Raw genomic sequence first — 25,667 nt, forward strand, 5'->3', positions numbered from 1 at the left:
CTCGCTTCTCGCTTTTATTCTACCCCAAGCAAACCGGCGTCATTAAGATAGTTTCTTAGCTGTTCAGCACGCTTACGGTTGACGCCAAAGTCTGAATAACCCACGCGTGACTCAGAACGGACCATCAGTTGGCCATCTTTAATCTGTATCTCTAAATCATCGACAAAACGCATAATTTTGCTGGTGCACTCAATGCGTAAGTAATCGCCCTCAGTCACCGCTGTTTTCGCTCCTGGTAGCTTCAAAGCTACTTGTTCAACATGAGCAAGGGTTACGCCTGCTTTTAGTGGGTAGGGGGCAATGTGAAACTTCTCACGCTGATCTAAGGTCGATACACAGTTGGGTTTATCACCACAAGCTTGGTTTATTTTATTTTTCATGGTTGTTCCTCCATGGCTACAACCAGCCATGACTAAACTGCTAACAAATAGGAATACGATTTTTTTCATGTTATTTGTCTTTGAATTCATGAGTGTTTCAGTGTAGCAGAGTACGGTAAATAGGCGAAAACGTTCAATATTGCCTAATCAAATTAGCGCATAAAAAAGACCAGCACGAGGCTGGTCAAAGGTATAGATTGAAGGAACTGATTGGCGAGAGCGTAAGCTCCCGCCGAGTTGCATTAAGCAGAAAGCATTAATGAATTCGCTTTCGCTTCTAGGTTTGAGTTACCCATTAGGTGGTTATCAACGGCAATCGCACATTCGCGACCTTCATTGATACAACGTACGACCAAAGATTGGCCTGTGCGCATATCACCTGCCGCAAAAACGCCTTTCTGACTCGTTGCAAAACCATTGGTTGCTACATTGCCGCGTTCATCAAGCTTAACGTCAAGCTGCGCTAGCACACCGGTTGGTTCTGGGTGCAAAAAGCCCATGGCTAAGAAAGCCATATCGCAAGGAATGACACGCTCAGAATTTGCCACTTCTTCAAAACCAGGGCGTTCGCCAGGCTTCGCATCTTGCCACACGATATCGGCAATGCGTAAACCCGTGACTTCACCTTTATCGTTGCCAATAAATTCTTTGGTCAGGATGTTCCAATGACGCTCACAACCTTCTTCATGTGAAGTGGTGGTTTTCATTATCATTGGGAACTGAGGCCAAGGCATGTTAGCAGGGCGCTTTTCTGGTGGGATCGGCATGATCTCAACCTGAGTAACGCTGGCTGCTTTATGACGGTTAGAAGTACCGACACAGTCAGAACCGGTATCACCACCACCGATAACCACAACGTGCTTATCTTTAGCGTGGATTTCTTCACCCTTTAGATCCATGTCGTTGGCACGGCGATTGTTTTGACCAAGGAAGTCCATCGCGAAATGCACCCCTTTTAGTTCACGTCCTGGAACGGGAAGGTCACGAGGAACGGTTGAACCACCAGTCAAAAGAACCACATCAAACTCTTGGCGTAACTGCTGTGCATTAACGTCAACCCCAATGTGTTGGTTAACTTTGAACTCAATGCCAGCATCCGCCATTAGGTTGATTTTACGATCAATGACGTCCATACCCAGTTTGAAATCAGGGATTCCGAAACGCAGTAGGCCACCGACTTTTTCATCACGCTCAAATACCGTTACGCAATGGCCAGCGCTATTAAGCTGTTCTGCCGCCGCTAGGCCTGCAGGGCCTGAGCCAATGATCGCGACTGTCTTACCCGTGCGAACACGCGGTTTTTTCGGCTTAGCGTAACCTTCACGGTAGGCGGTTTCGACGATGGTTTTTTCGATATTACAGATGGTGATTGGATCTTGGTTAATACCAAGAACACACGCACTTTCACAAGGTGCAGGACAAACACGACCGGTAAATTCAGGGAAGTTGTTGGTTGAACTTAGAATATTCCAAGCCTCTTCCCAGCTATCACGGTAAACCGCATCATTAAATTCAGGAATGATGTTACCGATAGGGCAGCCGTTATGACAAAACGGCACACCACAGTCCATACAACGAGAAGCCTGAGTGTTAATTTTGTCACCAAACTCTTCGTTAAGAACGAACTCTTTGTTGTCTTCAATTCGCACTGAAGGGTCGAGCTTCTTTGGAAGCTCACGACCATGCTCTAAAAATCCAGTAGGCTTACCCATTATACTGCCTCCACTTCTTCCGTTTGTGCTTGCTCTGCTTCCGCTTTACGCTTAAGAAGCACCGCTTTGTAATCACGCGGCATTACCTTAACCAAAGAGGCTAGGCTTGCTTCAAAGTTGTCTAGGAAAGATTGAGCAACTTCACTTCCTGTGAATTCGACATGCTTAGTTAGCATATCCAGTAGAAGATCTTTATCTTCTTGCTCGATAGGATCTAGGTCGACCAGTTCAGGGTTCAGCTTGGTTTCGAAGTCACCTGCTTTATCCCAAACATAAGCCACACCACCACTCATACCTGCCGCAAAGTTACGACCTGTTGAGCCAAGAATGATTGCTACACCACCAGTCATGTATTCACAACCGTGGTCGCCCACACCTTCAACGACGACTTTTGCGCCTGAGTTACGTACACAGAAACGCTCACCAGCCATACCGCGGATGAACGATTCACCCGAAGTTGCACCGTAGAAACAAACGTTACCTACCACGATATTATCTTCAGCGACGATGGTCGATTTCGCATCAGGGTATAGAACTAGCGTACCGCCAGAGAGACCTTTACCCCAGTAGTCGTTGGCATCGCCTTCAACTTCAAACTTGACGCCTTTAGCAAGGAAAGCACCGAAAGACTGACCCGCAGAACCGTAGAACTTCACATTCATTGGTTGAGGTAGACCTTGGTCCTTGTACACTTTCGAAATTTCATTCGATAGCATCGTACCTGCTGAACGGTCAGTGTTGATGATAGGGAATTCGGCCGTAACCGCTTCACCTTTCTCAAGCGCTGGAAGGGCAGCTTGAATCAACTGACGGTCTAACACGTTTTCTAGGTTATGGTTTTGTACTGTCTGGTTATAAACACCGTCTTCGGCACGTGCTGGCTCAATGTGCAGCACCGGCGATAGATCGAGGTTCTTATATTTCCAGTGGCCAATGTCATCACGAACTTTCAGTTTCTGTGACTGACCGACCATCTCATCAATAGAGCGGAAACCAAGTTCTGCCATCACTTCACGTAGACCTTCAGCCATGTATTGGAAGAAGGTAACCACGTCTTCTACGCGACCATCAAAGCGCTCACGCAGAGTTTTGTTTTGGGTTGCGATACCAACAGGGCAAGTATTCTTATGACACTTACGCATCATGATACAGCCTTCTACCACAAGCGCTGCGGTTGCTACGCCCCATTCTTCAGCACCCAGAAGTGTTGCAACAGCAAGGTCACGAGGTGTTTTCATCTGACCGTCTGATTGAACAACGATACGGTTACGTAGACCGTTCTTTAGCAGCGTTTGGTGTGTTTCCGCCAAACCAAGCTCCCAAGGAAGACCAGTATGACGAATCGAAGACATTGGAGATGCCCCTGTGCCGCCATCGAAACCAGCAATCAGTACTACGTCAGCTTTAGCTTTCGCAACACCTGAAGCAATCGTACCAACACCCGCTTCTGATACTAGTTTGACGTTCACGCGACCTGCGCGGTTAGCATTCTTCAAATCGTAGATTAGCTGAGCCAAATCTTCGATTGAGTAGATATCATGGTGTGGTGGTGGCGAGATCAGCCCCACCCCTGGAGTTGAGTGACGTGTTGCGCCGATCCAATCATCGACTTTATCACCCGGTAGCTGACCACCTTCACCTGGTTTCGCACCTTGAGCCATTTTAATTTGTAGCTCATCAGCATTCGTCAGGTAGTAAGAGGTCACGCCGAAACGGCCTGATGCGACTTGTTTGATTGCTGAACGTTCCCAGTCACCGTTTTCTTTACGCTCAAAACGAACCGGATCTTCACCGCCTTCGCCTGAGTTTGATTTTGCGCCGATGCGGTTCATTGCTACCGCAAGGGTTGAGTGGGCTTCATGCGAAATCGAACCAAACGACATTGCACCCGTTGCAAAGCGTTTTAGGATGTTTTCAATCGGTTCTACTTCTTCCAGTGGGATTGAACCCGCTGGGTTTTTGATGAAATCAAGTTGGCTACGCAGTGTCGCTGCATTGTCGCCTTGATCATCAACCGCTTTGGCGTATTGCTTAAACTGAGCGTAGTCTTTGTTACGCGTCGATTCTTGCAGTAGTGAAATAGTTTCAGGGTTAAACAGGTGTTTTTCGCCACGCTGTTTCCACTGGTAGACACCACCGACATCCAAAACTTGGACTGGGATTTCACGCATTGGGTAACCCACGCGGTGACGAACCAAAACTTCTTTGGCGATGTCATCGATCGTCAAGCCTTCAATACGCGTTACTGTACCGGTGAAGTACTTATCAACCACAGATTTGCTAATACCAAGCGCTTCGAAAATCTGTGCGCCGTGATAAGACTGTAGGGTTGAAATCCCCATCTTCGAGAAGATTTTCAGTAGGCCGCCGTTAACCCCTTTACGGTAGTTATCGAAGTACTCTTTAGCTGAAATGGTAGGATCAAGTTTCTTAGTGCGTTGCAGCTCCACAATGGTTTCAATCACAAGGTATGGGTTAACGGCATTCGCGCCGTAACCGACCAGTGTTGCAAAGTGATGCGTTTCACGTGCGTCACCAGTTTCAACCACAATGTCACACTTAGCACGTAATCCCTTACGGATTAGGTGGTGGTGAACTGCGCCGACAGCCAGCATGGCAGGAATCGCTGCGTGGTTAGAGTTAACCGCACGGTCCGTTAGTAAGATGATTGAGTAACCATCAACCACCGCGTCTTCAGCGTACTGACAGATACGTTTTAGCGCGCGCTCAAGCTTGCCTTCGTCTTCACTGGCTTGGAATACGATATCCAATGTCTTCGCTTGCAAGTGCTCGTTATCAATCGCGCGCAGTTTTTCTAACTCAGAGTTAGAGAGAACTGGAGATTCAAGCTCAACTTTCTGACAGTGCTGCGGGGTTTCTGCTAGCAGGTTCTGATCTTTACCTAAGTAAGTGTTCAGAGACATCACCATACGCTCACGAATTGGGTCGATTGGTGGGTTGGTTACCTGAGCAAATAACTGCTTAAAGTAGTTAGAAAGGTGCTGAGATTGGTGTGAAAGAATCGCCAAAGGCCAGTCGGCACCCATTGCCGAAAGTGGCTCGTAGCCTGTTTTCGCAAGAGGCAGAATGATCTCATTCACTTCTTCTGAGCTCACACCGAATGATTGCTGTTTGTGCAGCAGTTTTTCTGGCGATGGCTGGCTAAATTCATTGCTCGCGTCAGGCAGCTTCTTCAGGCTCAGTAGATTTTCTTCAACCCATTTTTCATATGGCTGTGAGTTTGCGATACCGTCTTTCACTTCTTCATCAGAAATGATACGGCCTTGCTCAAGGTCAGCAACGAATATACGACCTGGTTGTAGACGACCACGGAACTCAACGTTCTCAGGAGCAATATCTACGACACCAGACTCTGATGCCATCACAAGGAAATCATCTTTAGTGACTGTGTAGCGAGAAGGGCGTAGACCGTTACGGTCAAGCGTCGCACCAACTTGCACACCATCGGTGAAACAGACTGATGCAGGGCCATCCCATGGTTCCATTACGTTGGCATGGTATTGATAAAATGCACGACGTGTTGGATCCATGTTTTTGTTTTCTTGCCATGCTTCCGGGATCATCATCATCAATGCATGTGGCAGGCTACGACCAGAAAGAACTAGGAGCTCAAGTGCCATATCAAAGTTAGATGAATCCGAGCTACCTTCCTGACAGATAGGCAGTAGCATGTCGATTTCTGCTTGGGTAAACAGATCCGATTCGATGATCGCTTCACGAGCCTTCATCCAGTTCAAGTTACCGCGTACAGTGTTGATTTCACCGTTGTGGGCAATGTAACGGAAAGGCTGCGCTAGGCGCCAGCGAGGGAAGGTGTTGGTTGAGAAGCGTGAGTGAACCAGCGCTAATGCCGTTACCATGGTCGGATTTTGTAAATCCAAGAAGTATTGAGGGACTTGCTCTGTGGTCAACTGGCCTTTGTAGACAAGCGTTTTGTACGACATTGAGTTGATGTAAAAGTCATCACCAATGTTCGATACGCTTTCTAAACAAACACGTACGGTGTAGTTACGCAGTACATAAAGCTTACGCTCAAGCTCTTCAGGTGTCACACCTGGGCCGCCAGTAACAAATACATGTTCGAATTGAGGTTCAGTGCTGAGTGGATCTGCACCAATCATTGAGTTGTCGGTTGGCAACACGCGGTAGCCAATCACTTCAAGATCTAAACGTTTAGCATTACGTTCTAAAATGTCGCGACATTGCTCGCGTTTGTGTTGGTCTTTCGGGAAAAGAACCACACCAACGCCGTACTTTTCAAAAGAAGGCAGCTTGATACCAAGCTTAACGGCTTCTTCTAACAGAAATTCATGAGGCTTCTGAAGTAGAATACCTGCGCCATCGCCACTGCATGGATCGCAGCCTTGGCCGCCACGGTGTTCCATACGTGCCAGCATATCAAGAGCTTGAGTAACAACTTCGTGAGATTTACGGTTTTTTAGGTGAGCGACAAAACCGATACCACAAGCGTCGTGCTCCAGTTCAGGAGTATACAGACCTCGTGCGCTCTGCTCTCTATCTACCATAGATACATCCTTCCAATCTAATTTGGACGCACTTCTATTAAGCGAACTTAATCGCACGTCACTTCCTTTTATAATTTGATTCGCACCTGAACGAGGTTGTTCAAGTTTGATTCCCTTCTTCTTCTTCTCACAGGAAAAATGTTGCGAGAAAGACAATCCTTGGTGATATCCAATTTACTGCATCACTAAAGTAGTGATTTATATAGGTGGGATCTGTCTATCACCGATTTTCTTGCAGTTAGTTTTTTAATTGGCTTACGCCGAGCAAGTAAAACCTGTAAGTATCCTACAATTTACTAGGCCTAAAAATCAATCAAAACTCCGCACTGTTGCGCAGTTTTTTCGCGCAATAAATAGATTTTATGTTTGTTTTTTGACTAATTCTTAGTGTGAAGCACGTGTTTCTGCATGTTTATTGATTTGTGATAGGGATCAAATTAATAAATATGGTTAGATCGCAGGTGCTAAAAAAAGGTTTCAAAGGTGTAATCAAATTACACTAAACAGAATGATAATCATTAGTATTTAAATAAGATGCAATTACACGAATTAGTTAATACCATCGGCCAAGATCTTCAGCGTCGTTATGGTGAAAAAGTCCATAAGCTCACCCTTCATGGCGGCTTTAGCTGTCCAAATCGAGATGGCACTATAGGTAAAGGTGGCTGCACATTTTGCAATGTGGCTTCTTTTGCTGATGAGCAGACGCAAGTTAAAACTATTGTCGAGCAATTAACTGATCGCGCCGGTGAAATTAGCCGTGCCAAAAAATACCTCGCTTATTTCCAAGCCTACACCAGTACCTACGGTGAAGTGCAAGTGCTGAAGAATATGTATGAAGAGGCTTTAAAGGCGGCGGATATCGTTGGCTTGTGTGTGGGGACTCGTCCTGACTGCGTGCCTGATGCTGTGTTGGATCTTTTGTCTGGTTACGTGGAACAAGGCTATGAAATCTGGCTTGAGTTGGGCTTGCAAACCGCAAACAACCAAACCTTAAAGCATATTAACCGAGGCCATGATTTTGAATGCTATGCAGAAATCACTCAGCGAGCACGAGCCCTTGGCATTAAAGTATGTACTCACCTGATTGTCGGCTTACCGAAAGAAACCCGTGATGATAACGTGCAAACGTTAGAGAAAGTATTAGCGGTGGGAACGGACGGAATCAAGCTGCATGGGCTACATATTGTTGAAGGCAGCACCATGGCGAAAGCATGGCGAGCAGGGCGATTAGAAGCGCCAGAGCTGGAAGAATATGTCGCGATTGCCAGTGAAATGATCCGCATGACACCTCCGGAAGTGGTCTTTCATCGCGTCTCTTCCGCAGCTCGTCGTCCAACGTTGCTGTCGCCACTATGGTGTGAGAATCGTTGGCTCGCAATGACTGAGATCGGTCGTGCATTAAATCGCGACGGTGCTCAAGGTTCATTACTCGAGCGACCTTTCCAATACGTTAAACCTTGATTATCCGAGACTAAGTGCACATAAGCTGGTATCTTTTAGCGCGTTAAATTCGTTTAGAAAGATAGAGGGTTATGATAGAACAGACCATCGAACAGCTATCCAATACATTTCATTTCCATGGATTTGAAGTGCTGATCGTGATGATTGTGTTCGCGTTGATAGCTCGCCTCTATTTTCGTTTTAATCAGCAATTAAAAACATTAATTCAAGATGCGCCCACGCCACTGCTGTTAGTGGATGCCAAATCGGGCGCGTTACTGCTTTCCAATGCGTTTGCCACCCAAGTGCTGGGAGTTCGACGTGTTGGTCGCTCCTATTTATTACCCGAACTTTTATCTTCAGCTTTTATTCTCAAGCTCATCAAGCAATTCTCTGGTAGTGGCTTTGCTGGCTATCAACTCGACTGGGCTGTCTCTGCTAGCAAAACCATCAAAGTGGAAATTACTGGGCGTCAAACACGTTACCGTGGTCGTATGGTGTGGTTATTGTATGTCACACCTTATAAATCCAGTGCCGTTGAAGTGATGGCTGAGATGCAGTCGCTGACGATGGTGAAAAGTGCTTTTGATAGTTTGTCTGAACTTATCTTTATCAAAAAACAAGATGACTCGGTGGTGAGTAACCGCGCTTTTGATCGTTTCTGGGGGGAGCGCGCTGAAGAAGGCTATCGTGCGATCGGCGGCATGATGAAAGGGCGAGCGTCGAACCGTCGTTGGACCGTTGACCCACAAGGGCGCAGCTGTTTGTTGGAAAGCCACCAAAGTATCTTAATGTCGGATCAAGGCAAGCCATTAGGCATGCTTGGTATCAGCCATGATGTGACCGATTGGCATAACATGCAGCAGAATCTACGTGATGAAATGGAAAAGCGTAAAGATACTGAAGTGGCACTGGCCCAACGTGATACGATTTTACAAAATATTCTAGAATCTAGCCCGGACTCTATCGGCATCTTTAATGAGAATATGGTTTACCAAGCGTGTAATAAGCCGTTTGTAAAAGGTCTGGGTATCTCTGATGTCGATGATTTGATCGGCAAGCGCTTACAAGACGTGATTGCTGATGACGCGTATGGCCGTCTATCGGAAAGTGATCAAAAAGTGCTAAGCGAAGGCATTTCGTTACGCTACATCGATCAAGTATTCCACAGTAATGGCGAGATTACTTGGTATGACGTGGTGAAATCCCCATTTCGCGATCCTGCCTCGGGCACGAACGGCGTATTGGTAATGGCGCGTGATGTCTCAGAGCGTTACTTAGCGGAACAAAAATTGGAAGCTGTCAATCAAGAGCTAGAGCGTTTGAGTTTTATTGATGGCTTAACGCAAATATCTAACCGTCGACGTTTTGATGAGCAACTGGATACTCTGTGGCATTTGCACGTACGTGAAAAACAGCCATTAACAGTGATGATGTGTGACATCGATGACTTCAAAGGTTACAACGATCATTATGGCCACCAAAAAGGCGATGAAGCCCTGATTGCGGTGGCGCAATCTTTTCGTCGTGTGGCTTCGCGCTCTAGTGATTGTGTTGCTCGTTATGGGGGCGAGGAATTCGGTTTTATCTTGCCAAATACCACAGCAGAAGGCGCTGAGTTGCTGGCACAGCGCATCCATGCTGAAGTGGAAAGGTTGGCGATTCCGCACCAAAACTCACGAGTAGCATCGCATATTACGGTCAGTATCGGTCTTATTTCGCTCAAACCTCATCCTCAAGATGATGCCGAATCAATGGTGGCACTGGCTGATAGCGCACTCTATCAAGCCAAAGCCAATGGTCGTAATCAAACTTGTGTACATCACACATCCGAAAATTAAGCTCCGCGAGCCAATGGAATCTTTAGCCGATTTCAGGCAAAACAGGTAAGATCTAGCTAAGATTGTCGCCGGAGCGCTGAATGAATACCATCAAAAACCTTGCCCAGTATTATGTTGATTTGTTAGTCAAACTGGGCATTTTGCGTTTCTCTATTTTACTCGCACTTGCCCTTGTCGCATTGGCCGTCGTGGTGCAGGTTGGCATTACCTTAGTGTTGAGTGGTCATGTCGATGATATCGATATTGTTCGTTCGGTCTTCTTTGGTTTACTCATCACGCCTTGGGCTGTCTATTTTCTCTCGGTGGTGGTTGATCAATTGGAAGAATCACGCCAGCGTTTATCAAAAGTGGTCTCAAAACTAAAAGATATGCGTTCTCGAGATCAAGAGTTAAATAACCAACTGCAACACAATATCACCCAGTTAAATCAAGAGATTGAAGAGCGTCAAAAAGCCGAAGAGGCACGTGAAGAAGCGATGAAAGATCTCGAGAATGAAGTCTATCAACGTGAGCGTACCCAAGTTGAATTGGCAGAGCGTACGGCATTGTTGCGTTCTTTCATTGATGCATCACCAGACTTAATCTATTACCGTAACGCGGAAGGGGTTTTCTCCGGTTGTAACCGAGCTCTAGAAGAACTGACAGGGATGAAAGAGTCACAGTTAGTGGGCTTGACGCCGTGGGATGTGTACAGCAAAGAAGATGCCCAACACATTGTTGAAACGGATGAAGCGGTCTTTAAGAACAATCAAGCACTCACTTATGAGCAATGGTTGGAATACCCAGATGGCCATAAAAATTACTTTGAGTTACGTAAAGTTCCCTTCTACAGCAAAGATGGTCGTCACTTAGGCTTGGTCGGTTTTGGTCGTGATATTACCGAGCGCAAGCGTCATCAAGAGTCGTTAGAAAAAGCCAGTCGCGATAAGACGACGTTTATTTCCACTATTAGCCATGAATTACGCACGCCGCTGAACGGTATTGTCGGTTTGAGTCGCATGTTACTTGATACCCCAATGACGGATGTACAGCGCAAACACATGCAAACCATCAATGTCAGTGCGGTGACGCTAGGCAGTATCTTTAACGATATTATCGATATGGATAAGTTTGATCGCCGCAAACTGGAGCTGTACCCAGCGGCACTTAACTTTGATGAGTTTATCGTTGAAATTGAAAGCATTGCAGCGCTGATGGCTGAGCAAAAAGGCTTACGCTTTGACTTGGAAAGATTGAGTGACCTGCCTGTGGCAATCAATGTGGATGCCACCCGTTTGCGCCAAGTGCTGTGGAACTTAATCAGCAATGCGATGAAATTTACCAAAGAAGGCGGCGTGGTGTTGTCTGTCAGTGCTGATTGCGATGAAGATTTTGCACATCTGACTTTAGAAGTTGAAGATTCTGGTGTTGGTATTCCAGAGCAAGAGCTATCTAAAATCTTCGCTATGTATTACCAAGTGAAGTCGGGCAAAGATAATCTTCATGCGGTGGGAACGGGTATCGGTCTGGCAGTATCAAAACAACTGATCAAGAAGATGGATGGTGATATTTCGGTCAGCAGTGAAGAAGGCTTTGGTAGTACTTTCACGGTAACCCTTCGAGTGCCGCTAGCCAGTAGTGATGAAATCAAAGTGGTGGATGTTGAGCCTGCTCAGCATCAACTAAATATCTTTATGGTCGAAGACATTGAACTGAACATTACGGTCGCGCGCTCATTGTTGGAAAGCATGGGCCACAGTGTGACGGTGGCAATGACCGGACAAGAAGCGATCGATAACTTTGACCCTGATTTGTATGATCTGGTGTTCTTGGATATTCAGTTGCCAGATATGACCGGTTTCGATGTTGCTGCTTACTATCGTGATAACTACGATATCGTGCCGCCGCTGGTGGCGCTGACCGCTAACGTACTTAAGAACAAAGAAGAATATTACGAGAAGGGTATGGATGAAGCGATAAGCAAGCCATTGTCTGTCTCGGCGGTCCAAGAGGTGATTGCGATGATGACTCCAGAGTTTGAAAACCCTGCACCATTAGTCACGGCAGTGGTTGAAAAGCCGCCTGTTAACGATGAGGTTTATCAGCGTTTGCTCGATCTTGAAATGTTGGATTCTTACATCGGCATTGTTGGAACCAAGCCGGTTTTCGAAAGCGTCGCTATGTTTGAAGATATGATGCCGGATTATATTGAGCTGCTTGACTCGAATATGACCGCCAAAGATCAAGATGGCATTGTTTCTGAAGCGCACAAAATCAAAGGAGCGGCAGGCTCTATAGGCTTGAAGCATATCCAGAAAGTTGCACAAAAAGCGCAATCACCGGAGCACCCAACCTGGTGGCAAAATATTGATGACTGGGTTGAAGAAATAAAGAACGAGTATCAGAATGATATTCAAATACTTAAACAGTGGTTAAGTGAACGTTGAGTGGTAAGGTAAGAAACCATCGCTGCTGTGATCATAAAACTGAAGGTGAACAAATGAAAAAAATAGCTGTAATTTCGCTGGGCATAGCTTTGTTAGCCGGGTGCTCTTCACCGCAAGTTGGTTGGGATCAAGACAATCAAATCGAGATAAATCAGGCAAAAGTTCATTTAACCAGTAGTCTTTGGCTGAATAAAATGCCGACCATTGGTGAGATGCAAGAGCAAGCATTGCATGGTGCGCTGGTTTTGGAAACGAGTACTACTTTGCCCGCCGAGCTTGACGTGGAAAGCATTTCTTTGCGTCAAGGTGATGAAACGTGGTTGATTGATGGTGATTTACTTGAGCTACGCAGTCACAGCGAAAACCAGTGGGAAGTGTCATTTGTATGGCAATTCGCTTTTAACCCTGAACAGCCGGTTGATGTTGCTGTAATGCTTAACAATGATGAGCATGTTGAATGGCTGGTTGAGAAAGGGGTTGTAATCGACACCGTTTACTAGCATTGAGTAAGGTAGTCTGTACGGTGACGGTTTTTACTAAACGCCGTATAGTTAACTAATTGAAAATAAAGCCAGTTCATCAGAGCTGGTTTTTTTGTGTACAAAACAAATCTACGGGGTGAGTGTTATTTCTAAGAGGAATATCTTATGCACTTAACATAGAAAGACTTTATTTTAGTTTAAAAAATTGTTTTTCATTTTTTTAACAATTGGTGGTTGAATATTATTCTTATCTGCATAAAATTTAACCATGAGCTGCAGGCTCATACCCTCAAATTTATTGGATTATTACTTTGCTAGGAGGCGCACAATGAACCATTTCAATGTCATTCAAACCGTTTGTGCCTCTATTGATCCCATGTGTAAACCGAATGGTTTTTCGCCAATGGCGACCACGTGTTGTGATCGAAAATCGAAACAAGCAAAACAATAATCCGTACACCAATATTAATTGGCTGCGGAAACAAGGCAGCTGATTAAATAGTCAAATATCCTATTTTTAATTTGTGGCCTTTTTCCCAGCAAAATACCCAACGGGAGAAAAACCATGAGTCATTCTATCTATCTAAAACTGGCCACTGTGTTAGTCAAAGCCGATTTACGTCGTGAAGAGCGAGCTTGGAAGCGTAAAGTGCGTCGTAGTGCCTATGAAATCCCATGGCACAATGAGCATCTACTGCGTGATATTGGCCTTGATCTAGATGGTCGTCCAATCGGCCGCAGTGAGGCGCCTCAGGTCAAAGCCGAACGTCGCATCCGTCATCTTCGTCGTGTCTTAACGGCTCGAATAACGACGTAAGCAAAGGGGTGAGCCTTTGATTTGGTTCACCCCAATATAGTTAAGGGCAAGGGTTGGAGTAAGTGGTCCCAATTGCTTGAATATCTGCGAGTATCGCATCACTTAGTTTGATAGAAACACTATCAATATTCATTTTCAGTTGTTCCATTGTTGTCGCGCCTATGATGTTAGCGGCAACAAATGGACGCTGATTAACAAACGCTAATGCCATTTGTGCGGGATCTAGGCCGTGATCTCGGGCAAGTTCAACGTACGCTTGAGTTGCGGCAATGCCTTGCGGTGTAAAGTAACGAACAAAGCGTTCAAACACAGAACAACGAGCACCTTCAGGTCGTTGACCATTGAGATATTTTCCACTTAAACAACCAAATGCTAAAGGTGAATAAGCCAGCAGTTCGACGCCTTCAAAGTGGCTTATCTCAGCCAAGCCGACTTCAAAGCTTCGATTTAGCAGGTTGTAGGGATTTTGGATTGAGACAATACGGGGCAGATTATGCTTCTCGGCTAACTTGAGTAAGCTCATCACTCCCCATGGCGTTTCGTTAGAAACACCGATATAACGTACTTTGCCATCGCGGATCAGTTCCGCCAAGGCTTCTAAGGTTTCGATTAACGTGACTTCTTGCTGTTCATCTGGGTAAGGGTAATTGAGTTGACCAAAAGTATTGGTTTGTCGCTGTGGCCAATGCAGTTGGTACAAGTCGACATAATCGGTTTTTAATCGCGTCAAACTATTATCAATAGCTTGATGGATATGACGGCGGTCTAACTTCATATCATCACGAATGTAAGGCACATTGCGTGGCCCTGCGACTTTGGTAGCTAACACCACTTTTTCACGTTTGCCTGATTTTTCTAACCAATTGCCAATGTATTGTTCGGTCGCACCTTGAGTATTTTGTTTGGGTGGCACCGGATACATTTCCGCAGTATCAATAAAATTCACCCCACGCTCTAGCGCGTAATCTAGCTGATTAAAGGCATCTGCTTGGCTGTTTTGTTCTCCAAAAGTCATGCTCCCTAAGCAAATCTTGCTGATCTCTAAATTTGAATGCGGCAGTTTGTGATAGATCATAAGCTTTCCTTGTTTTGTGTAACGCTCATGGGCGTGTTTGAATTTTGTACATTTCACGCTTTAGCTCAATATAAGTCAGCTTATAAGTTGAGCCAAATGGCTAAAGCACAAAATGACAATTCTGTTCCTATACTTACCTAGGGAGTCTCTGTTTCACGGATGAACATCAATTTGAACCAGTGAGCTCACTGCCGTGAAAAAATACAGTAGGGGGAGTTATGCATCGTAAGCAACTAGATAAGTGGATTCATGGATTTCATCAATCGAGTTATCAGCCACCGAAGGTGTTTGTTATCAGTTGTTCTGATCTATCGTGCTATTTACTCGCGGTGGAGTACAAACATAAGGTTGAGCCTGTGCTGGTGGATAACGAACCCATTCATTTTGAGTCGCTTGATCAGGTGAAAGATGAGTTGCTGCGTTTAGGTGTCGAACGTGCTTTTTTGCGCTTGCACAATACTTATGACGAATTTGGTGCCACTGATGGACCGATGTATCACGATATTGAAATGTCATTAACGACGCATTAAGCGCTAAACATTTATGTCGACTTATGCGTAGTAATTACTGAGGATCTTGGCGGTAAATTGAGTGCGTAAATAAAAGCCTCGTGGCAACGTTTTGATGACTTTACCACTTGCGCCATAAGCATCGGTTAGTGCTCGGCTGTTGGCCGCTTTGGGACGGAGTTGCAACACTTCACCATGTTTGGCGGTAATTTTTTCAACTTGGCCGAGGACAATTAACTCCATCAACTCTTCCCAGTCAGTTTGTAGTTGCTGCTCTTCTTGTTGGTTTGGAGACCAAATTAACGGAGAGCCTACTCGACGTTCGGCTAGCGGGATTTCGCGCTCGCCTTCAACAGGCACCCACAATACCCGTGATAACTTGTTGCGAACATGGCTTTGCTGCCACGTTAAACCATGCACGCCTGTCAGTGGCGCGACACAAACAAAGGTCGTTTCAAGTGGCTTACCGTGATAACCAATCGGAATAGTTTTTAGCTCAATACCGAGTTGCTCAAAATCTTGTTGAGGCTTACTTCCTGCGGTTGCGCCTAAATGCCACTCTAATAGTTGGCCAACCCAGCCTTTATCTCGTCGAAGATCGGCCGGTATTTTGATTTTTGCTTCATTGGCAAGTTCGGCAAAAGTGATCCCGGCAATATCGCGAGCGCGTGCGAGCAGTTCTTGTTCGGATTGAGGTTCTGGCTTCATCATGTCATATCGTGATTGAGTTACCGATATTGTAGCGAGATCTAAAAAAATAGCGACTTGCTGTCAATCTCATCGAGTTGCTGAAAAGATCGTCATTCAGGGTTTATCCACAAGCAAATGGTAAAAATTATTAATCTTGGTGACATATGTATGAATTTACAGGTTTTTGTGATCATATAACGCTTGATTTTCTGTGGTGATCCTAATTCGTTTTGCTCTGTGTGTGGATAAACATGCAGTTGGTTGATCTTTGACCGTTCCGTTGCTTGGTGTTAATAATCACTGATTTTAGAATGGCAACTCATGCGCTTGTTTGTTTAAGGTTTTGTTTTTGTTCGTTTTTGTAGTTTGTTTTTGATGGTGTTGTTGTTGCGCAAACAAGGTGTTATTCCAACGGAAATGTTTGTTGATCGCTTTTTCACATAGTTATACACAGAAAAGGTGAATAAATGTGGTCTATGTCTCATTAGTGTGTGAATAACCGCATAACTGACGAATAGTTATCCAGTTTGGTGATATTCGGCGATAATTTCTGTGTTAGTCACACTAGTAAGTTTGCTCCGTTTGGGGATATGTGGAAAAATCGCGGTAATTAAAGATTTTATTAGAGGTTGGCCAGTGATAGATGGCGATGGTTACCGCTTAAATGTGGGAATTGTAATCTGTAACAACCATGGTCAGGTCTTCTGGGCTAAACGATACGGACAACATTCATGGCAGTTTCCTCAAGGGGGGATTGATGATGGGGAAAACCCAGAACAGGCCATGTATCGTGAATTGTATGAAGAGGTCGGTCTCACTAAGCAAGACGTCAAAATCGTTGCGACCAGTCGTCATTGGTTAAGATATAAGTTACCAAAGCGATTGGTGAGGTGGGATTCAAAGCCTGTTTGTATCGGCCAAAAACAGAAATGGTTTTTGCTGCGTTTGGATTGTGAAGAGTCCAAAATTAATATGCAACGTGGCAATTCCCCTGAGTTTGATGGTTGGCGTTGGGTGAGTTACTGGTACCCAGTGCGTCAAGTCGTCTCTTTTAAGCGCGATGTATATCGTCGAGCGATGAAGGAGTTTGCTTCTATGGCTATGCCGTTTAAAGAACGTCGAGCAAAAGGTAAGCGTAAACCGCGAAGAGGGTAGTGATGCTTTCTCAACTAAGGGACATAGTTGAACAAGTTTCCAAAGTGGAAAACGTGCATAGCGCGTTAGAGCTATTGGTTCAACAAACGTGTCTTGCGATGAATACGGAGTGTTGCACCATCTACCTCGCCAATGAAGAGATGCAGCGCCTTGAGTTGATGGCAACTCAAGGCTTGCGCTTCAAAGGCAAAAAAATCCACATTCATTTCAAAGAAGGTTTGGTTGGGCTGGTGAAACGCAGTGCCGAGCCACTTAACCTTGCTGAAGCATCAAAACACCCTAACTACAAATACTTCTCTCAGCTAGGTGAAAAGGTTTACCAGAGCTTTCTCGGTACGCCGATCATTTATCGAAAACAAGTGCTGGGCGTGCTGGTTGTGCAGCAGAAGGCTCCCCGTCAGTTCGATGAAATGGAAGAGTCTTTCCTTGTCACGTTGGCTGCACAGTTGGCGGTCATCATCGCGCATGCACAAACCCAAGGTCAGTGGCGTTTAGAGAAGAAACAGCAAGCCATTCGTGGTATACCAGCTTCTTCTGGTGTCGCTATCGGCACATTTTGGTGGGATGACTCACAGCCGCAACTCGCTGATGTTCGTCCGGCCTCTACGCTTGATATTGAGCGTGAACAAGAGTGGTTAATGCTCGCGATTGAAGAGGCATTGAGTGATTTCCGCAGAATGCGTAAAAAGCTTGATAACGAAATCAATAAAGAGACCTTAGCCATTTTTGATCTGTTTACTCACTTGCTTAATGATCCCATGTTACGCAAAGATCTTAAGGCACAGATCCAAGAAGGTGATCGCGCTGACTGGGCGGTACGCCAAGTGGTTGAAACGTATTCCAACCGTTTTGCTCGTATGACCGATGGCTATTTAAAAGAGCGCGCGCAAGATGTGCGTGAACTTGGCCAGCGGTTGCTGTTTTTCCTCCACAATGCCGAGCAAGAACAACATCAATTTGAGCAACCGGTTATTTTTGTCGTCCGTGAACTGACCGCGTCGCTGATTGCTTCTATTCCCAAAGACAAGTTACTGGCGGTGATTTCACTTGAAGGCGCTGCTAATTCTCACGCCGCCATTTTATCGCGCGCATTAGGCATTCCTGCCGTGATGGGCGTTAACCTTAACCTCGATAGCATTAATGGTAAAAAAGGCATTGTCGATGGTTATAGTGGCAAAATTTTAGTCTCGCCAAGTCGCCAACTATTAAAAGAATACCGCGCTTTAGCCAACGAAGAGCGTGAATTGGCCAACATGGTCAATCAACGTATTGAAGAGTCGGCCTTTACCGCTGATGGCGAACGAATCGAAATCTTACTCAACGCAGGCTTGAGTGCCGATGCCAATATTGCGGTTAACCAAGGCGTTGATGGCGTGGGTTTATATCGCACCGAAATTAGTTTCTTGCTGCAGCATCGCTTTCCTTCAGAAGAAGAGCAAACACAGCAATATCATTCAGTATTAAGTACTTACCCTGACAAACGTGTGGTGATGCGGACTTTGGACATCGGCGGTGATAAGGCATTACCTTATTTGCCAATTGAAGAGGACAATCCCTTTTTAGGTTGGCGTGGTATCCGTTTTACGCTCGATCATCCCGATATCTTTTTAATGCAAATTCGCGCCATGATGAAGGCGAGTGCAGAGACGCAGAACTTGAGCATTCTGTTGCCAATGATCTCTGGAGCGCAAGAGCTGGATGATGCGATTGTTTTTATTGAACAAGCCTATCAAGAGCTGTCATTGCTTGATCCCCGAATCGTTAGACCACACATCGGTATTATGATTGAAGTGCCATCGATGCTTTATTTGTTGCCATTGATTGCGGATAAAGTCGATTTTGTCTCCGTCGGAACTAACGATTTAACTCAATACCTGTTAGCCGTCGATCGCAATAACTCACGGGTTTCGGATGTGTATGAGTCGATGCATCCTGCGGTGATTATGGCGTTGAATCATATCCATCAAAGCTGCGCACAGTTGCGGCTACCCGTTTGTATTTGTGGTGAGTTGGCGGGTGACCCGATTGGCGCATTATTGATGGTTGGCCTTGGCTATCGCAGCTTGAGTATGAACACTTCTAATGTGGCCAAGGTAAAATACTTACTGCGCAATACACAAGTGGATGAATTAAAACAGTTAGCTGACAAAGCACTGATGCAGCCATACGGCAAAGATATTTATACTATGATGCAAGATTTTTTCGAGCAGAAAGGCTTCTCTGGCTTTATTCGAGCTGGTAACAAATAAGGGTATAGCGTGACGATAGAATTGTTGATCCTAATGTTAATCTTGGGATCTTTTGTTGGCGTTATGGCCGGGCTACTTGGAATTGGTGGCGGGCTTATCGTCGTACCTGCCTTATTGATTCTGTTACCACAAGCAGGCATTGATGCTGCAATTTCAATGAATATTGCGCTTGCAACCTCCCTCGCGACCATCATTGTGACTTCCGGCTCATCTGCACTCAATCATTTAAAACTGGGCAATGTCGATATGTTCGTCATTAAGTGGTTGATGCCCGGTGTCGTCATTGGTGGCTTCATTGGAGCCAATATCGCTGAATGGATTCCTGCCGATTATCTACCGAAAGTGTTTGGCGTTATAGTGCTTTGCTTAGCGTTACAGATGTTAATGTCAATGAAGAGCATCACACAAAGAAGCATGCCAGCAAGCGGTTTAACGGCGTTTTATGGCTCGCTGATTGGACTTGTTTCGAGTCTAGCGGGCATTGGCGGTGGTTCTCTTACCGTGCCATTTCTTAATCGTCATGGTGTTGAAATGCGCAAGGCCGTCGGGTCGTCATCGGTGTGCGGTTGTGTTCTTGCTATCTCAGGCATGATAGGCTTCATCCTCAATGGCTACAGTGCGGATAATTTGCCAGCTTTTAGCCTAGGCTATGTTTACTTGCCAGCATTGGCTGCGATTGCTTCAACGTCGATGTTGACCACGCGTGTTGGTGCTAAGTTAGCCACTTCACTGCCAACAACAGTACTGAAAAAAATATTTGCACTATTTTTGATGTTCGTAGCAGGAACTATGCTGCTATAACGTAATCTCATCTAAATCAATCATTACAAGAGTTATCTGTTTATGTCTCAGGGATACTTTGAATTTCCTAATATCGATCCTGTTTTAGTTTCCATCGGCCCACTGTCTATTCGCTGGTATGGCTTGATGTATTTGATCGGTTTTGCTTTTGCTCTGTGGCTGGCGAATCGCCGTGCAGATAAGCCGGGGAGTGGCTGGAATCGTGAGCAGGTTTCTGATCTCCTGTTTGCTGGTTTTTTAGGGGTTGTGATTGGTGGCCGTATTGGCTACGTGCTGTTTTATAATTTTGATTTATTTCTGCAAGACCCACTTTATCTATTCAAAGTGTGGACCGGTGGTATGTCATTCCACGGTGGCTTATTAGGTGTCATCACGGCCATGTTCTGGTATGCACGTAAAAACGGTCGCACTTTCTTTGGTGTTGCTGATTTTATCGCGCCATTAGTACCGTTTGGTTTAGGTATGGGACGCATGGGGAACTTCATGAACAGTGAGCTTTGGGGCCGCGTGACTGATGTGCCTTGGGCGATCGTTTTCCCTAATGGCGGACCGCTTCCTCGTCACCCATCTCAGCTATATGAAATGGCGCTTGAAGGCATCGTGTTGTTCTTTATTTTGAACTGGTTTATCAAAAAGCCACGCCCACTTGGATCTGTGTCAGGACTCTTCTTAGCCGGTTATGGTACATTCCGCTTCTTAGTCGAGTATGTACGTGAGCCCGATGCACAGCTAGGCTTGTTTGGTGGATTTATCTCTATGGGACAAATTCTATCGACGCCGATGATTGTGATTGGTGTATCCCTGATGGTTTGGGCATACAAACGTGGTCACTACAAAGATGAACTCCCTCAACAGAACGCGAAGTAAGGAATTGGTGTGAAACAGTATTTAGATCTCTGTCAGCGAATCGTTGACCATGGTGAGTGGGTAGCAAATGAACGTACGGGTAAGCGTTGCCTTACGGTGATTAATGCCGATTTGACCTACGATGTGGCTAACAACCAATTCCCGTTAGTGACGACGCGTAAGAGCTTTTGGAAATCAGCGGTTGCTGAGCTGCTTGGCTACATTCGTGGTTACGACAATGCAGAAGATTTTCGTCAGCTAGGCACCAAAACATGGGATGCCAACGCAAACTTGAACGACGCTTGGCTTAATAACCCATACCGTAAAGGTGAAGATGATATGGGCCGCGTCTACGGTGTACAAGGCCGTGCGTGGGCAAAACCAGATGGTGGTCATATCGATCAATTGCGTAAGATTGTTGATGATCTAACGCGTGGCGTGGATGACCGTGGTGAAATTTTGAATTTCTATAACCCGGGTGAGTTCCATATGGGTTGTCTGCGTCCTTGTATGTACAGCCACCATTTTTCACTGCTCGGTGATACTCTGTATCTCAACAGCACGCAGCGTTCATGTGATGTGCCTCTTGGTTTGAACTTCAATATGGTTCAGGTTTACGTCTTCCTCGCGATTATGGCGCAAATCACCGGTAAGAAAGCGGGTGTGGCTTACCATAAGATTGTGAATGCACATATTTACGAGGATCAGTTAGAGCTGATGCGTGATGTGCAGTTAAAGCGTGAACCGCTGGCACCAGCGACTTTCCATATCAACCCAGAAATTAAGTCATTGGAAGATTTAGAAACGTGGGTAACCTTGGATGACTTTTGGGTCGAAGGCTACGAGTCACACGAAGCAATTAAATTCCCGTTCTCGGTTTAACTCCCAAGAGCGTTATGAGAGAAGGCTGACCGAGTGTCAGCCTTTTTTTTGCCTTGCAGAAGGTGGGGGGAGCAGAATTGAGAGGCGAGAAGTAGAGAGTTGGGAATCGAGATGGGGACTCGACTTCATCTCTTGAGGTTATAGGTAGCCGATTTTTTACCACGATGAAGCGTGCTGATGTCATTCCCTACAGTGCGTCAGCACAGGATAGGGAATCTAGCCTTTGGTTTGTTGGATACGATAAAACCATCAATTACCGATCCAGTTGCCTTTCCCGATTCTAGATTCTGACGCTCTTTTTTGTCTCTCGCTTCTCGCAGCAAAGCGCTCCTGCTCTTTTCTCGATTCTGCTCTCTAGATTCTCGGCGCTCCTTTCAGTTTCTCGCTGCTCGCAGCAGAGCCTCCTGCTCTTTTCTCGATTCTCATCTCTAGATTCTCGATTCCTTTTCACTCTTAAGAACGAAAAAAAGCCCCCGACTTTCGACGGGGGCTTAGCAAGCAAAGGTGTGGAACGTTTTATTATACAGTCAGCGCTAGGATTGAACCTGGTAGCACGATGAATACGAATAGTAAGTATGCGGCTACAACTGCTTTGTTTTTGATTGCCATATCAGCAAGCCATTCAGCACATTTCACCGGAATCTCACGTAGGAACGGGATACCAAAGATGAATACGGTTGCCATTAGGTTGAATACTAGGTGTACCAGAGCAATCTGTAGTGCGAATACTGCAAACTCACCTGAAACTGCTGTTGCTGCCAGTAGAGCTGTAATACACGTACCGATGTTCGCACCTAGAGTGAATGGGTAAACATCACGTACTTTCAACACACCAGTACCTACTAGTGGAACCATTAGGCTTGTTGTTGTAGAAGATGACTGAACCAACACTGTTACGATTGAACCTGAAACGATACCGTGGATAGGGCCACGACCAATCGCGTTCTTCAAAATGTCACGAGCACGACCAACCATTAGGCCTTTCATTAGTTTACCCATTACGGTGATAGCTAGGAAGATAGTCGCGATACCTAGTACGATTAGCATTACGCCGCCAACCGTGTTACCAAATGAACCTAGAGGACCTTGGATAGCGGTGATCACTGGCTTAGTGATTGGCTTGATAAAGTCAAAACCGCCCATGCTCATATCACCAGTTGCTAGCAGTGGCGATACTAACCAATGAGAAATCTTGTCCAGAATACCGAACATCATCTCAAGTGGTAGGAAAATAGATACTGCCAATAGGTTGAAGAAGTCGTGAATGGTTGCACTAGCAAACGCACGGCGGAACTCTTCTTTACAGCGCATATGACCAAGAGACACAAGAGTATTTGTTACAGTTGTACCGATATTGGCACCCATAACCATAGGTATTGCTGTCTCTACAGGTAAACCACCAGCTACAAGGCCGACGATAATAGAAGTAACGGTACTTGATGATTGAATCAGTGCCGTAGCAACAAGACCAATCATTAAGCCAGCGACTGGGTGCGAAGCAAATTCAAATAGAACCTTCGCTTGATCACCGACTGACCATTTAAAACCTGTACCTACCATAGAAACTGCAAGCAGTAGTAAGTACAACATGAATGCCAAGTTAGCCCAGCGTAACCAGCGAGTAGTGCTCGAAATTGGCGCTGCTGTAGAAGTAGCTTGGTTCATCATAATTTTCTCCATTGACCGTTAGAATCTTCGTTTTGGTCTGTATGTTTAATCTGAGGGCGATACTAGAGTGGAAATATTTCAGTAATATTACAGTTCGATGTAACAAATCGAATTTTATGATGTATAGGTGGTGATCTATGTTTACAGGGAAATGAATTGCATTTAAGTTGCTGATTACAATTGGATTTTATTGGTATGTTTAAATGTTGTGCAAGTCGCAAAAATTATCAAAAAAAGCGTTTAAAGCCATTTTTATCAGCTGTTTTATGACAGTACGCTGTCATAAATGCTTTTTTGGATTCGGAAAAACTTTCCAAATTCCGGAGATTGTTCGTATATAGCGAGTTATTGTTGTCATTTTTTACAGCTGAGATAATCTAAAGCAGAGATATCATTACCGAATTGAGTGCGAAAGAAGTCTTATGTCCCATTTAAACTATAACCATGTGTACTATTTTTGGATGGTCTGCAAGCAAGGCTCAGTGACGAAAGCGGCGGAGGCTCTTTTCCTTACCCCACAGACAGTCACAGGGCAAATCAAAGCGCTCGAAGAACGCTTGGATGGTAAGTTAACTAAGCGTAATGGCCGCAGTGTTGAGCCAACAGAGTTGGGGCAATTGGTCTTTAAGTATGCCGATCGCATGTTCGGCCTTAGTTATGAAATGCTGGATATTGTCAATTACAGCCAGCACTCAAACATTTTATTTGATGTCGGTGTCGCTGATGCATTGTCAAAACGGCTCGTCAGTAAAATTTTAATGACCACGGTGCCAAGCGATAACAGCATCCATTTACGCTGTTTTGAATCGACTCACGAAATGCTATTGGAACAACTCGCGCAGCATAAGTTGGATATGATTTTATCGGATTGCCCAGTGGATTCTGGCCAGAGCCCTGGTTTGTTTAGTAAAAAACTCGGTGAAAGTCGCATGAGTTTTTTCTGCTCCGGCAATGTTGATGACTTGTCGTTTCCTGCCATCTTAGAACAGCGTAAGCTTTTGATCCCCGGTAGTCGCACCGCGATGGGGCGTAAAGTCATAGAGTGGTTTGATAGGCAAGGTATTCAGCCTAATGTGTTAGGTGAGTTTGATGATGTTGCCTTAATGAAGGCTTTTGCTCGTTACCACAAAGATGTGATTTTTTTAGCGCCCTCTTTATATATGACTGAAGTGGGCGATGACATTCCATTACAGTTAATTGGCCACATCGATGAGCTCAAAGAAGAGTACTACGTCATATTTGCAGAGAGAATGATTCAACACCCTGCGGTAAAAAACGTATGTGATGCGGATTTTAGCACTCTATTTAATTGATCGCTTTTACTCAGCAAACGAGATCGATTAACATCATTGAGACATCTAATTGATAATTTAGTCTAATTTACCCAAAACCTCTTGTGAGAAGTTTTGCTGTTCCGAGGAGTAGTACCTGATGAATGTGCAAGAGATGGAAAAAAAACTCTACCCAAGCGGTGGTGTTATTAAAAGCCATGGCGAATGAACGGCGTTTACAGATCCTCTGCATGTTGCATAATCAGGAAATGTCGGTGGGTGAGCTGTGTAATAAATTGGCATTGAGCCAATCAGCGTTATCTCAGCATTTGGCGTGGCTACGTCGTGATGGGTTAGTCAATACACGTAAAGAAGCGCAGACCGTCTATTACACGTTAAGCAGCAAAGAAGTGAAGGCGATGATCGAACTATTGCACAATATTTATTGTAGCGATTAAGTGGATAGTCACGGAAACGGTCAGAACAACCAAATTTTAGATATAAAAAAACCGGCGAGAGCCGGTTTTTCTTCACTGGGAATCAGAGTTCTAATTAAAGAGCTTTGATCGCAGCAACAAAACGAGACTTGTGACGAGCAGCTTTATTCTTATGAATAAGGCCTTTAGTCGCCATGCGGTCTAGGATTGGTGTAACTGATGCAAATGCAGCAGTTGCAGCTTCTTTGTCGCCTGCTTCGATAGCAGCAACAGTTTTCTTCATGTAAGTGCGCATCATAGAACGACGGCTAGCGTTGTGCTGGCGACGTTTCTCAGCTTGGATAGCGCGCTTCTTAGCAGATTTACTATTTGCCAAGGGTCTAACTCCCAAAAACTTAGTTCGGTGACAATTTAAGGGCAGGGAATATCCCTTATT

20 protein-coding genes and 1 pseudogene are annotated in these 25,667 nt (G+C 45.2%); 14 read left to right on the forward strand and 7 right to left on the reverse strand.

Going from position 1 to position 25,667, the window contains the following annotated elements; genetic code table 11:
* Positions 1–14: 14 nt before the first annotated feature.
* The 3 genes from RH88_RS11615 to gltB all read right to left on the reverse strand — a co-directional run bounded on the left by RH88_RS11615 (position 15) and on the right by gltB (position 6,639).
* A complete protein-coding gene (locus tag RH88_RS11615) occupies positions 15–449 on the reverse strand; it encodes a DUF1499 domain-containing protein (RefSeq protein ID WP_005596108.1) in 435 nt (144 codons plus the stop codon).
* Between the two features lie 173 nt (positions 450–622).
* Complete coding sequence (locus RH88_RS11620) at positions 623–2,092, reverse strand: glutamate synthase subunit beta (protein ID WP_005596110.1); 1,470 nt, start codon at positions 2,090–2,092, stop codon at positions 623–625.
* Positions 2,092–6,639: a glutamate synthase large subunit gene (gene gltB, locus RH88_RS11625; RefSeq protein WP_005596112.1), complete on the reverse strand. Its 4,548-nt coding sequence runs from the start codon at positions 6,637–6,639 to the stop codon at positions 2,092–2,094. The genes RH88_RS11620 and gltB overlap by 1 nt, the downstream gene beginning before the upstream one ends.
* Positions 6,640–7,173: 534 nt before the next feature.
* Here gltB and mnmL point away from each other — a divergent pair.
* From mnmL to RH88_RS11650, 6 genes are all read left to right on the forward strand, one after another.
* Positions 7,174–8,103 (forward strand): tRNA modification radical SAM protein MnmL/YtqA, encoded by a 930-nt coding sequence (mnmL, locus tag RH88_RS11630; RefSeq protein ID WP_005596114.1) that lies wholly within the window; start codon positions 7,174–7,176, stop codon positions 8,101–8,103.
* A 71-nt stretch (positions 8,104–8,174) separates the two neighbouring features.
* Entirely contained in the window at positions 8,175–9,923 is a 1,749-nt protein-coding gene (locus tag RH88_RS11635; protein WP_005596115.1) for a sensor domain-containing diguanylate cyclase, read from the forward strand.
* A gap of 80 nt (positions 9,924–10,003) precedes the next feature.
* A complete protein-coding gene (gene arcB, locus RH88_RS11640; RefSeq protein ID WP_005596116.1) occupies positions 10,004–12,349 on the forward strand; it encodes an aerobic respiration two-component sensor histidine kinase ArcB in 2,346 nt (781 codons plus the stop codon).
* 53 nt (positions 12,350–12,402) lie between these two features.
* Entirely contained in the window at positions 12,403–12,849 is a 447-nt protein-coding gene (locus RH88_RS11645) for a hypothetical protein (protein ID WP_005596117.1), read from the forward strand.
* A 310-nt stretch (positions 12,850–13,159) separates the two neighbouring features.
* Positions 13,160–13,282 (forward strand): hypothetical protein, encoded by a 123-nt coding sequence (locus tag RH88_RS24020; RefSeq protein ID WP_005596118.1) that lies wholly within the window; start codon positions 13,160–13,162, stop codon positions 13,280–13,282.
* 114 nt (positions 13,283–13,396) lie between these two features.
* A complete protein-coding gene (locus tag RH88_RS11650) occupies positions 13,397–13,648 on the forward strand; it encodes a hypothetical protein (RefSeq protein WP_005596119.1) in 252 nt (83 codons plus the stop codon).
* A gap of 40 nt (positions 13,649–13,688) precedes the next feature.
* Here the strand turns inward: RH88_RS11650 and RH88_RS11655 are convergent, their stop codons facing one another.
* Positions 13,689–14,723 (reverse strand): NADP(H)-dependent aldo-keto reductase, encoded by a 1,035-nt coding sequence (locus RH88_RS11655; protein WP_005596120.1) that lies wholly within the window; start codon positions 14,721–14,723, stop codon positions 13,689–13,691.
* A gap of 218 nt (positions 14,724–14,941) precedes the next feature.
* Between RH88_RS11655 and RH88_RS11660 the strand changes: the two genes are divergently transcribed.
* Positions 14,942–15,253 carry a DUF6482 family protein gene (locus RH88_RS11660; RefSeq protein ID WP_005596121.1) on the forward strand — a complete coding sequence of 104 codons (312 nt, stop codon included), beginning with the start codon at positions 14,942–14,944 and terminating at the stop codon, positions 15,251–15,253.
* A gap of 21 nt (positions 15,254–15,274) precedes the next feature.
* Here RH88_RS11660 and mutH read toward each other — a convergent pair whose 3' ends face one another.
* Positions 15,275–15,940, reverse strand: a complete 666-nt coding sequence (gene mutH, locus RH88_RS11665) for a DNA mismatch repair endonuclease MutH (RefSeq protein WP_005596122.1) — start codon at positions 15,938–15,940, stop codon at positions 15,275–15,277.
* A gap of 618 nt (positions 15,941–16,558) precedes the next feature.
* Here mutH and rppH point away from each other — a divergent pair.
* From rppH to RH88_RS11690, 5 genes are read left to right on the forward strand one after another with little or no spacing between them, the layout of a single operon-like run.
* Positions 16,559–17,077 carry an RNA pyrophosphohydrolase gene (gene rppH / locus RH88_RS11670; RefSeq protein WP_005596124.1) on the forward strand — a complete coding sequence of 173 codons (519 nt, stop codon included), beginning with the start codon at positions 16,559–16,561 and terminating at the stop codon, positions 17,075–17,077.
* A gap of 2 nt (positions 17,078–17,079) precedes the next feature.
* A complete protein-coding gene (gene ptsP / locus RH88_RS11675) occupies positions 17,080–19,326 on the forward strand; it encodes a phosphoenolpyruvate--protein phosphotransferase (protein WP_005596125.1) in 2,247 nt (748 codons plus the stop codon).
* A gap of 9 nt (positions 19,327–19,335) precedes the next feature.
* Positions 19,336–20,127 (forward strand): sulfite exporter TauE/SafE family protein, encoded by a 792-nt coding sequence (locus tag RH88_RS11680; RefSeq protein WP_040757942.1) that lies wholly within the window; start codon positions 19,336–19,338, stop codon positions 20,125–20,127.
* Between the two features lie 42 nt (positions 20,128–20,169).
* The gene (gene lgt / locus RH88_RS11685; protein WP_005596128.1) at positions 20,170–20,994 is read left to right on the forward strand and encodes a prolipoprotein diacylglyceryl transferase; all 825 of its coding nucleotides are present in this window, start codon (positions 20,170–20,172) and stop codon (positions 20,992–20,994) included.
* A gap of 9 nt (positions 20,995–21,003) precedes the next feature.
* Positions 21,004–21,855 (forward strand): thymidylate synthase, encoded by an 852-nt coding sequence (locus tag RH88_RS11690; protein WP_005596129.1) that lies wholly within the window; start codon positions 21,004–21,006, stop codon positions 21,853–21,855.
* A gap of 519 nt (positions 21,856–22,374) precedes the next feature.
* On the opposite strand, the gene RH88_RS11695 is transcribed toward RH88_RS11690, so the two are convergent.
* On the reverse strand, positions 22,375–23,520 hold the full coding sequence (locus RH88_RS11695; protein WP_040757945.1) for a Na/Pi symporter: 1,146 nt from the start codon (positions 23,518–23,520) through the stop codon (positions 22,375–22,377).
* Between the two features lie 425 nt (positions 23,521–23,945).
* On the opposite strand from RH88_RS11695, the gene nhaR reads away from it, so the two are divergent.
* Together nhaR and RH88_RS11705 are read left to right on the forward strand one after the other, a co-directional pair.
* Positions 23,946–24,836, forward strand: coding sequence for a transcriptional activator NhaR (gene nhaR / locus RH88_RS11700; protein WP_005596132.1), 891 nt, complete (start codon positions 23,946–23,948; stop codon positions 24,834–24,836).
* A 118-nt stretch (positions 24,837–24,954) separates the two neighbouring features.
* Positions 24,955–25,252 (forward strand): annotated as a pseudogene (locus tag RH88_RS11705) (ArsR/SmtB family transcription factor).
* Between the two features lie 94 nt (positions 25,253–25,346).
* Here RH88_RS11705 and rpsT read toward each other — a convergent pair.
* Complete coding sequence (gene rpsT / locus RH88_RS11710; RefSeq protein ID WP_005596135.1) at positions 25,347–25,607, reverse strand: 30S ribosomal protein S20; 261 nt, start codon at positions 25,605–25,607, stop codon at positions 25,347–25,349.
* Between the last annotated feature and the right edge of the window lie 60 nt (positions 25,608–25,667).

It is taken from the genome of Vibrio scophthalmi LMG 19158 (genome assembly GCF_000222585.1).
In the GTDB taxonomy this organism is placed as follows: domain Bacteria; phylum Pseudomonadota; class Gammaproteobacteria; order Enterobacterales; family Vibrionaceae; genus Vibrio; species Vibrio scophthalmi.

Coding starts and splice junctions, on each gene's coding strand:
- RH88_RS11615 (WP_005596108.1), bottom strand. CDS start 449: ATGAAAAAAATCGTATTCCTATTTGTTAGCAGTTTAGTCATGGCTGGT.
- RH88_RS11620 (WP_005596110.1), bottom strand. CDS start 2,092: ATGGGTAAGCCTACTGGATTTTTAGAGCATGGTCGTGAGCTTCCAAAG.
- gltB (WP_005596112.1), bottom strand. CDS start 6,639: ATGGTAGATAGAGAGCAGAGCGCACGAGGTCTGTATACTCCTGAACTG.
- mnmL (WP_005596114.1), top strand. CDS start 7,174: ATGCAATTACACGAATTAGTTAATACCATCGGCCAAGATCTTCAGCGT.
- RH88_RS11635 (WP_005596115.1), top strand. CDS start 8,175: ATGATAGAACAGACCATCGAACAGCTATCCAATACATTTCATTTCCAT.
- arcB (WP_005596116.1), top strand. CDS start 10,004: ATGAATACCATCAAAAACCTTGCCCAGTATTATGTTGATTTGTTAGTC.
- RH88_RS11645 (WP_005596117.1), top strand. CDS start 12,403: ATGAAAAAAATAGCTGTAATTTCGCTGGGCATAGCTTTGTTAGCCGGG.
- RH88_RS24020 (WP_005596118.1), top strand. CDS start 13,160: ATGAACCATTTCAATGTCATTCAAACCGTTTGTGCCTCTATTGATCCC.
- RH88_RS11650 (WP_005596119.1), top strand. CDS start 13,397: ATGAGTCATTCTATCTATCTAAAACTGGCCACTGTGTTAGTCAAAGCC.
- RH88_RS11655 (WP_005596120.1), bottom strand. CDS start 14,723: ATGATCTATCACAAACTGCCGCATTCAAATTTAGAGATCAGCAAGATT.
- RH88_RS11660 (WP_005596121.1), top strand. CDS start 14,942: ATGCATCGTAAGCAACTAGATAAGTGGATTCATGGATTTCATCAATCG.
- mutH (WP_005596122.1), bottom strand. CDS start 15,940: ATGAAGCCAGAACCTCAATCCGAACAAGAACTGCTCGCACGCGCTCGC.
- ptsP (WP_005596125.1), top strand. CDS start 17,080: ATGCTTTCTCAACTAAGGGACATAGTTGAACAAGTTTCCAAAGTGGAA.
- lgt (WP_005596128.1), top strand. CDS start 20,170: ATGTCTCAGGGATACTTTGAATTTCCTAATATCGATCCTGTTTTAGTT.
- RH88_RS11695 (WP_040757945.1), bottom strand. CDS start 23,520: ATGAACCAAGCTACTTCTACAGCAGCGCCAATTTCGAGCACTACTCGC.
- nhaR (WP_005596132.1), top strand. CDS start 23,946: ATGTCCCATTTAAACTATAACCATGTGTACTATTTTTGGATGGTCTGC.